Genomic DNA, 8,242 nt, shown 5'->3' on the forward strand with positions numbered 1-8,242 from the left:
TGATCTGCTCTTCCGTAAACCGCTTTCTCTTCATCTGTCCGTCCTTCAATCGAGGCCGGACTCTAATCTCAGATGGAGGAAATTACCCGTGGCAGGTCAGGTGGAAGAACCGGAGCGCGCGCGGAAAGCCGCGCGAAGCAATCTCGAGAGAGCGAACTGGATGGCGACCGCAGGTTACAGGGAATTGTTCGCCGACTGAGCCGAACAGGCGGCAACACCCTGCTCTTGTCAACGGCAGATATGATCACGCGTAAGGGGAAGAGGCGACACAAAAGGGAGCGCCACAATCTGGCGAAGCCGGAAGCTTGCGGAAAGCCGGAAAGCCAATGAATGGTTCGGTGAGCGACATGATGGATGAAGGTTCCGCTATCGGATCAAGCCGTGGACGAAGTTCTCTCGTCCGTCAGGAGTTCTGTCAGAGCGGCCGAGCAGACCTCATGTGCCGACCTTTAGGTTCACATGTATAGTCTTAGTCTAGTCTATGAAAGATCGTTCCGTGACTGGCCAAATGTGGTCAGATATCCATCTGTGCGGGCAAGAAGATTGGATTTGACCCGTGTCCTGCGAGCCCTGGACTAGCGCGGAAATCATAGCAACCAATTTGTCCCGGCTGATTTCGGGAGCCATTAAGGCGGAATGATCCAGGAGTGCAAGCAGATCATCCCGATGCTTCGAATGATGGTCCTCCAAGTACATCTCAATCTTTCGCGCGATGACGTCCGCGAAGCTCGCCCGTGTCCCAAGAAGCGGATCATCAACTAACGCCGTTGGTCGTTCCTCTTCGAGAACCCAATTCAGCGCCAAGGTCCCGTTCGACCTCAAAAACACGATCTCCAACTCCGCGCCGGCAGGTCGCTGTGAAGCGATGGAGAACCCGGCGTACGCCAGAGCCCTTGTATCCTTGTCCACAGCTTCCGTAAATGCGTCCAAATTGACATGATGAATGTCAACATCACTCGGCACACGATGGATGAATTGCGAAAGGACGCTGCTGCCGGCCACCCAACTATCTTTGCACCGATTGGGCGAAATAGCGACAAATCCAGTGTGCATCAGGTCGGAAATCATATCCTTATATCCTTCTTGGATATTGAGAACAGCCTGTAAACTACCTTCACGTGGGGATAGGTTCCGGACCGCAGCATCACAGTTGTGAGATCATTCGAAGCCGCAATGTGTTCAAGGAGATCGTCACGGGCATTAGTCCCGAATCCTAGAACGATACGACCTGTTTTTGTAAGGAAATTTGGGCCTTCCGACAAAAAGCGCTTGAGCAAATTATACCCTGGATCAATCGCGCCACATTCGATGTCATCCACATACTTGTAGTCTTCTGCAGCGAAGTTCGACGGGTAATTCCAAAATACAATGTCGAATCTCCTGCGACGGGGGATGTTTGTGAATAAATCGCTTTCGATAGCTTCCACGTTCTTGATGCCGTTTCTTTTCGCATTCTCCAATGTGTTCGCGACCGCCCTCTGGTTGATGTCGCAAGCTACTAACGACCGCGCACCACTTTTTGCCAACAGAAGGCCGGGAAGACCGAAGCCGCAGCCGATTTCCAATATGGTCTTCCCGGCGAATGGGGGGAAATTCTCGCTGATCCAACGCCAACCCTCGAAACTCTCAGGAGGAAAAACCCCTTCCAGTACGATCAGATCAAGCCCGAATTCCTGCAAATGGCGCGGAAAGTTGCCTTGTTGGCTTGTCCGAAGCATTGTCCTGATACTATCGAGTTCGCTCATATGTGCTCCCCAGATGGATACGGTAGTCGTCGCTACCTGATTCAGGCTCGACGGCATCGACGGTTCGCTTCAGCAGGGAATGCCAAAGAGGCATTGAAAAGAGACCGGCCTCAAGAACGAGGCGATCCCAAGATGAGCGGACAGACGCATGCTGAACAATACCTTCTAGACCGGCTCGATCCCCCTGAAGGTACCGGTGGACGGCCGTTGTCAGGCCCCTCTTTGATGCGAGTAGGAGTGCTTTGCCGTAACTTGATCTCGCGTGAGCAAAGGCGCTACCATCACCCCCATTGTCCGGCATCGGCACAGATCCCCTGTCGCCAAGAACGTGTAACAACATCTGGAAAGATGAATGGGCGATTTGGCCGGTATCGAGGGAATTCCAAGCGGCTACTTCGTTGCCCAAGAATTGGCGCCGAAGTATTGTCAGCTCGGCCTGCATTACTTCTGGACTGTCGCTCACATGGAGGAGGTTCGTCACGGGATTGTCGCAAAAAAAGAGACTCCGTACGGTGCCGCTTCTAGCATGGGCCGGCTGTGTATTACCCTTTAGTCCTTGCGATAGGTGCAGCGCATTAGGTCCGCTCCAGATTGTGGCGCAAACCGGACGCATGTCGAACAAGTCCAGCACCAATGGCCAATGGTTCCCGCCGGTGGAATGTGTCAGGGTATAAAACGCATCGATCGATCTACGATTGTGGATTGAAAAGAATCGCTCCGCGAGTTCCAAGCCGGTTCGCCTGCGAATAAACTCGTCGAGCAGCCACGTGATTCCGGAGCGAGCGACTTCTGGGCCATAAACTACTAGTGCCGTGGAGGGCATCATGCCGCCCCCCCCAGATCCTCGGTTCCGATATAGGCTTTCCTGCTTCCGACGGTGATATTGGTCGCTTTAACGCGCTTCCCTTCGAGCCAATCGGAGAGACGAGAAGAATGACGAGCGTTAATCACCACGCCGGGGAGGCGTTTCTGTGCCATGAACTGGACCGCGCACGCGTCAACCGACGTGTGGCCGAGAAGGACAAGATCTTGAGCAGCGATCTGCTCTATAAGTGCAGCGGGATCTTCGGTTGCTCCACCACGATACACGCCATCAACATCTGTCAAAATCACCAGCCGTGGTGCCCCGGTGAGCCAAGCGACCCACGCGGCAACGGCGTCGGATGTAACATCCCAACTCCATTCCACTGGATCAGCTGCAAACAGCAAACGGGAAGGTAGCAGGACTGGAATCTTTCCGACTCTCGCGAGAGTTCGGCACTCACCTAGGCTGGCCGATGGAACAAGCTTGGAAGAGAAGGCGGCGTCCGCAAGCAAATACCCCGTTTGGTCCTGTGCTAGCGCACACGCATGATGCGCCGTAGACGACTCCAATGGCTTGGCCGCATCAATCATTTCAATTGCTTTGTCTGGGATGCCGCCGCCCGGAACAAGTAGTATTCGATGGCCGTCACCGGCGAGACGCTCAAGTTCAGCCAGTGCAAGCTTACACACCGCAAGATCACGCATGATGCTCCCGCCGAATTTCACAACAATTGAAAAGCCATATGGCAGAAAGCCCTTTATTAAGCTGTCCATCGTCTCGCCCTCCTGCCCTCTGGCCAAACACACGATCTAAGGGAATTTTGAGGTTAGATTTGGAAGCGCTGCCCAGACCTTTTGAAATGCGGCTGCGTACAATTTCATCACTTCTGCGCCGTTTGGCGGAGCGATCTCCGACACGCAAAACATAGTGTTCAGTAGCATCATCGTGTTTGGGAAATCGGTCCTTGACCATCTTTTGCTGACATCCGGGAGATAGTCAAAAACGGGCTTCGTTAGCCAAACCATGACCGGAACTCCCTCGGCTTGAAGGAGCTTAACGATGAAATCCCTGGCCGAAGGGCCAGCTAGAAAACCGAGCTTTTCCGGCTCAAGACGCAGCGGGAGACTAAGCATTGATTGTTGATCAACTGCTGGATCGAAAAGAGGCAGAAGCCCTGAGAGATGGCCAATTTCCTGCCAGAGGAACATTGCGTTGCTTCGCCTCTTTTTGAGCTGCCGGTCTAGGCGCTTGAGCCTGTGATTGGCTATAGCAGCAGAGAATACGTTGGGTCGGTAATTGTAACCTTTCGAACTCGGGGAGAAAATTCTAGCTCCACATCGCGACGAGCTTGTCAGCGAAACCTTATCGACATGGTGAATCAGAGCAGGGTCCCTTGTCAGAACAAACCCAAGCTCACCCGCTCCGAGGTGTTTGGCCCCATTTCCTGAAAGAGCAAGTGCGTCGGTCTCTAAGTAAGATCCATTGACAATGTTTTTCGCAACGCCAATCGATTGACAAACATCGTCAATAATGGCCACGTCACTCGCTCGCGCAGCCAGCCTAAGATCCGGAACCAAAATGTTATTTCCGAACAGATGAGTTATGAGCACCACCGCGTCGCCGGGCTCGATGAGAGCGGCCGCCATCTTCTGATCAACCCCCGCAAGGTTTGGCTCTACATCGACAAACACCGGCTCGAGTCCGCTGATCGCGATGGGGCCGACGGCTCCTGGCCAGTTCAAAGCCGAGGTGACAGCTCGGCGGCCTCGATTCCGGTAGTAGTCGAGGGCCACGTGAATAGCGGCTGTGCCGCTTCCAACAGCGCGCACAGACCAGTTGCCCGACCACTCCGCTAGGCGCTTTTCGAGCTCAGTGACAATAGGGTGATTAACTCGATGATATTTGCCGCTTTTGACAACACTGGCGAGCGCCTTCAGATGCTTGCGTTTGGCGGCTGGCCAAGGGACAACTCGCCCGGCCGGCACTGTAGGAATCCCTCCGAAGAGGGCGAGAGAAGTGTCGTTCTGGTGAATGCGCGTTGCATTTGCTTCCGAGACTAAGCTTCCATGCTTGTTCATATAGTCCTCCAGACGCCAACCTCATCGTGGTGTCGGCCATCGGCCACTCGCGAATGCAGAGCCGAACCAACCCACCTTTCGATCGCTTTTACGCGTCCGAGCGGAGGCTCGGCCCACGGCGGAACGCTCAAGAGCTGAGAGTTCGCCCCTGAGAGGAAAACCGGGTGCCGTGACACCCTCGGCACGTTGAGTTCAGAAAGGCGGCTTCAAACTCGTGACCGGCGTTTGTGTGGTGAGAATTATCCTCACAAGGATCCGTATCAGATCTGACATGCTGTCTGCTTTCCTTCATTTCATCCGTTGCGTTTCGCACCACAGGAAGCTATTCGGCAGCTTCCCTTGCTTTGTACCCGGGCAGCTCAAAACTCGTGCCACCTTGACTGGCTCTGTCCCAAAGTTGGTACTCTCGGCGAAGTCAGCACTTCGGGCTCGACTGGTGGAGAGGGCCGTTGATTTTCTGGGTATTCAACCGACCCGAGGGGTATTGCCGCTCTCGTCCGGCGACCCCGTGAGGCCGGCGTAGCGCGCCACGGCGCGGCGGTCGCGCAGCTTGCGCGACAGCATCTCGTTGACCAGCATGTCGGCGGTCTCGACGCCGATGCCGATGATCCGCGCGAGCAGGCGAACCATCGCGTGCGGGCCGTTCGCCGCAGCCGGAGCCGCCGCGAGCCGGCGCAGGCGCTCCTGTTCGATGGCGCGGATCTGCGCGCGCACGAGGTTGAGCCGCTCAAGGAAGCGGTAGAGCTCGGCGCGGGTGTTGTCCGGCAGCGGCGTTCCCTCCGCCGTTCGGATGCTCTCCAGCCTGTCCGCCGCCTGGCGCAGGCTCAGCCGGAAGCTGCGGACGCCGAAGCGGGCGAGGATCGCCTTGATGCGGTTGATGAGCCGCGTCTGCTCGCCGACCAGGGTCCCCCGCTCGCGGTTCGGCCGCCGCGCGTCCTCCTCTTCGAGTGTCGGGATTGCCGCCATGGAGCAATGGCGCTTCTCGCCACGCAGCCAGCCGAGAAAAGCGCGCATCAAAAGCTCGGTGTCGAGACGATCGGTCTTGGCGCGCTGGTGCTCGCGCACACCGGAACGCTTGAGGGATGGATGGCATAGGCCTCGATGCCGTGCGCCCGCAACCAGCGCGCCAGAAGCCGTCGCCGGCCGCCTCGTAGGCGACGGCGATCCGCTGGACCGTGTGCCCGGCCCGGCCGGCTTCGTCGCGCCAGCGCTGCAGTAGCTTCAACAGTGCTGGCGCGACGGCATCGATCTTCTTGAGGGGCTGGCGCTTGAGACCTGGAATAAGCGCGGCGACGAGCCACTTCCCCTTGCTCATTTCGATGACGGCGATGATCGTGTTATCCTGTTCAAGAGCGGTAAGGGAGCGGCTCGTGTCAAAAGATTGCGACATGGGACGCCTCCTTCTGATGGTGGTTGAAACAGCGAAGGATGCCACACCCTCGCCGCTCCCCCCATAGCATCTACTCGGCGGGCAAGATTCACCGATTGCTTGCTTTCTCCTGGAAAGAAGTTCACGGTCCGATCCAAGACAGCGGCAGGACAATGAAAAGCCGGCTAGATCCCTAGTGAACGCGGAAGTGTCGTCGGTAATTAGCTCATCGGCAGCTTTCGTAGGCGTCTTCGGGCGACTCTGAGTTTTGACATGACGTATGATTGTCTCTCAGCGACGATCGCCAAGCGGGGCGAGCCAACGGCGTGCCGATCTCCTTCGCTCTCAGCTATCGGAATACCAGCGCAGCGAGCTGGCCAGAATCGTCGCACATGGCCGACGCTCTCAATAATTCCGTCACTCATGGGCGGCGACAACAGGGCGCGACTGCCTGGGGCCAAGCTGGCAGTCTCCGAATGTATCCACAGTCCGCATTTGCTACCTTGATTGCTTAACACCTTGCAAAAGTGAGAAGATACGCAATGGTCCACCCGCTTCCAGAAGAGCTGCGCGTTATCGCGGGTCAAAATTTTCCGCTTTACCCCTGCTCAAATGAAGCTTGGTCAATTAAGCCGACGGGCGGCGCCACAAGCGCGCGGGTTATGATTTGTTCCATTCCGAAGGCGGGCACCCACCTATATGCCCGTCTGCTAACCATGCTCGGGCTTGAACAGTCCGATGTGTTCTTTAATAAAGAATATCTGGGAGACTTCCGCTTTGTGGATGTCGAGAGAGCTCGGTTCACTCATTCTGAAAACATCCTGTGGATACCGATCGAGATATCATCTCGCTTTATTCAGCCCGGTCAGTTTGGCTATGGGCATCTGCCGTGCGACATGGGCATTCGCCATTGTTTGGCGGATTTCAAAGTCATCTTCCTTTCGCGTGAAATGCGTGCGGCAATTGTGTCGCAGATGCGATATGTCGGGAACAGCGACTGGTGCCCGCCTGGGAGGGCTGAGATCAAGTGGCGCCATGAGCCGAACGGGCCCGAGAAAATGCTGAAGTACTTTGATGAGATTGCGCCTTTCATTTTCAACGAACGCTGTCACCCGTTGGTGCCGTGGGCAGATGAGGAGGATGTTCTTGGATTGACCTATGAGCAGATCATAGGTGACCAAGGGCACGAAGTTCAGCTCGAGACCATTCGCAAAATTGCTGAGTTTTGCGAGATCCAGTCACCGCAGAAGCCGGAGCTGATCTTGAACCAACTTATTGGAGAGCAGACCTTTACCTTCTCCGGCAGGCGAACTTCGTGGGAGGCTTGCTGGAGTCCGGAGATTGAGGCGCGGTTTACCGCGCTCGGTGGGTCAAGACTCAACGAGCGATTCGGATTTTGATCTGGAAATGGCCGACGAAAATGGAAACCCCTTTCCTTGGGAGAACCATGGTGGCCTGTTGCTGCTGGCCCGGCTAATTGATGATCTTTATCGACGATTGCCGGAACGATCACCGCGCACCTACGCTGCGGCTCGATCGCGTCGCTCACCCTTTACGAGCCTCGACTAAACGACGCGACTGCGCATACTCTCTGCGGCGTGGACCCGGATGGGCGGCGGGCATGGAAGCCTGGCTTGATAGCTCAGTGCCGCCGGTCGGCGCGAGCAACACAAGGACACGCACGAAAGGCTTTGGACCCTGGCTGGCTTAAGAATGTTGAGGCGTCGCATCACTCCAACAGGATTAATTGAAAGGCGTTCATCGGCGTCAGACGCCGACCGCAGTGCGACGGTTTTGGCTAGAGCGGGATGAATTTAGGTTGGCGCATAGCCGGCCTCGATGAAGTAAGTTCTGCATTCGGTTGAAGTGACGGTGGCCGAGCCGCCGATTTTACGCTGCGTGGACTGGTGGCCGAATTTGGCGAGCGCGGCTTGAAGGTCGATTACCGCTCGGTGTGGGAGTTCGTCCACGCCGACAAGCTCAGTCACAAAAAAAGACGCTGATCGCGGCTGAGCAAGATCGCCCGGATGTAGCGCGCCGGGTCGCCACCGGCTTTGGCATTTGGGCGAGGCATTTGCTAATGTCGGCCTCCTGGCCCACGTTAGGGAGCGGCTATAAGATCGCTTCGAGTTCATGTCGTTGCTGTCGATGCCGGCTCAATACTCCCCAGAAGTGCCGTTTGAATCTTCCCCAGTATAGCGCTGCCGCCGGTCTTCCGGAGCGCGCTCCGGGAGACCGGCGGCGC

At 56.4% G+C, this 8,242-nt stretch carries 7 protein-coding genes and 2 pseudogenes; 3 read left to right on the forward strand and 6 right to left on the reverse strand.

The window, feature by feature from the left end; translation table 11 throughout:
- Positions 1-199 (forward strand): annotated as a pseudogene (locus NKI29_RS32935) (hypothetical protein); the annotation flags it as partial.
- 275 nt (positions 200-474) lie between these two features.
- Here NKI29_RS32935 and NKI29_RS32940 read toward each other — a convergent pair.
- From NKI29_RS32940 to NKI29_RS32965, 6 genes are all read right to left on the reverse strand, one after another.
- On the reverse strand, positions 475-1,068 hold the full coding sequence (locus NKI29_RS32940; RefSeq protein ID WP_352579561.1) for a hypothetical protein: 594 nt from the start codon (positions 1,066-1,068) through the stop codon (positions 475-477).
- A complete protein-coding gene (locus NKI29_RS32945; protein WP_352529059.1) occupies positions 1,065-1,745 on the reverse strand; it encodes a methyltransferase in 681 nt (226 codons plus the stop codon). Before NKI29_RS32945 ends, NKI29_RS32940 begins: the two co-directional genes overlap by 4 nt.
- Entirely contained in the window at positions 1,729-2,571 is an 843-nt protein-coding gene (locus tag NKI29_RS32950) for a nucleoside-diphosphate kinase (RefSeq protein ID WP_352798639.1), read from the reverse strand. The genes NKI29_RS32945 and NKI29_RS32950 overlap by 17 nt, the downstream gene beginning before the upstream one ends.
- The gene (locus NKI29_RS32955) at positions 2,568-3,323 is read right to left on the reverse strand and encodes an amino acid kinase family protein (protein ID WP_352529063.1); all 756 of its coding nucleotides are present in this window, start codon (positions 3,321-3,323) and stop codon (positions 2,568-2,570) included. Before NKI29_RS32955 ends, NKI29_RS32950 begins: the two co-directional genes overlap by 4 nt.
- Before the next feature lie 36 nt (positions 3,324-3,359).
- Positions 3,360-4,628, reverse strand: coding sequence for a DegT/DnrJ/EryC1/StrS family aminotransferase (locus NKI29_RS32960; RefSeq protein WP_352529065.1), 1,269 nt, complete (start codon positions 4,626-4,628; stop codon positions 3,360-3,362).
- 465 nt (positions 4,629-5,093) lie between these two features.
- Positions 5,094-5,693 (reverse strand): transposase, encoded by a 600-nt coding sequence (locus NKI29_RS32965; RefSeq protein ID WP_352579557.1) that lies wholly within the window; start codon positions 5,691-5,693, stop codon positions 5,094-5,096.
- 846 nt (positions 5,694-6,539) lie between these two features.
- On the opposite strand from NKI29_RS32965, the gene NKI29_RS32970 reads away from it, so the two are divergent.
- Together NKI29_RS32970 and NKI29_RS32975 are read left to right on the forward strand one after the other, a co-directional pair.
- Positions 6,540-7,397 (forward strand): sulfotransferase domain-containing protein, encoded by an 858-nt coding sequence (locus tag NKI29_RS32970; RefSeq protein WP_352529071.1) that lies wholly within the window; start codon positions 6,540-6,542, stop codon positions 7,395-7,397.
- Positions 7,398-7,874: 477 nt separating this feature from the next.
- Positions 7,875-8,044 (forward strand): annotated as a pseudogene (locus NKI29_RS32975) (IS630 family transposase); the annotation flags it as partial.
- Between the last annotated feature and the right edge of the window lie 198 nt (positions 8,045-8,242).

The sequence above is a fragment of the Mesorhizobium sp. M0678 genome (genome assembly GCF_040320505.1).
Taxonomy (GTDB): domain Bacteria; phylum Pseudomonadota; class Alphaproteobacteria; order Rhizobiales; family Rhizobiaceae; genus Mesorhizobium.

Excerpts from the sequence above, each read along its gene's own strand:
- NKI29_RS32940 (WP_352579561.1), bottom strand. The coding sequence starts at position 1,068 with ATGATTTCCGACCTGATGCACACTGGATTTGTCGCTATTTCGCCCAAT.
- NKI29_RS32945 (WP_352529059.1), bottom strand. The coding sequence starts at position 1,745 with ATGAGCGAACTCGATAGTATCAGGACAATGCTTCGGACAAGCCAACAA.
- NKI29_RS32950 (WP_352798639.1), bottom strand. The coding sequence starts at position 2,571 with ATGATGCCCTCCACGGCACTAGTAGTTTATGGCCCAGAAGTCGCTCGC.
- NKI29_RS32955 (WP_352529063.1), bottom strand. The coding sequence starts at position 3,323 with ATGGACAGCTTAATAAAGGGCTTTCTGCCATATGGCTTTTCAATTGTT.
- NKI29_RS32960 (WP_352529065.1), bottom strand. The coding sequence starts at position 4,628 with ATGAACAAGCATGGAAGCTTAGTCTCGGAAGCAAATGCAACGCGCATT.
- NKI29_RS32970 (WP_352529071.1), top strand. The coding sequence starts at position 6,540 with ATGGTCCACCCGCTTCCAGAAGAGCTGCGCGTTATCGCGGGTCAAAAT.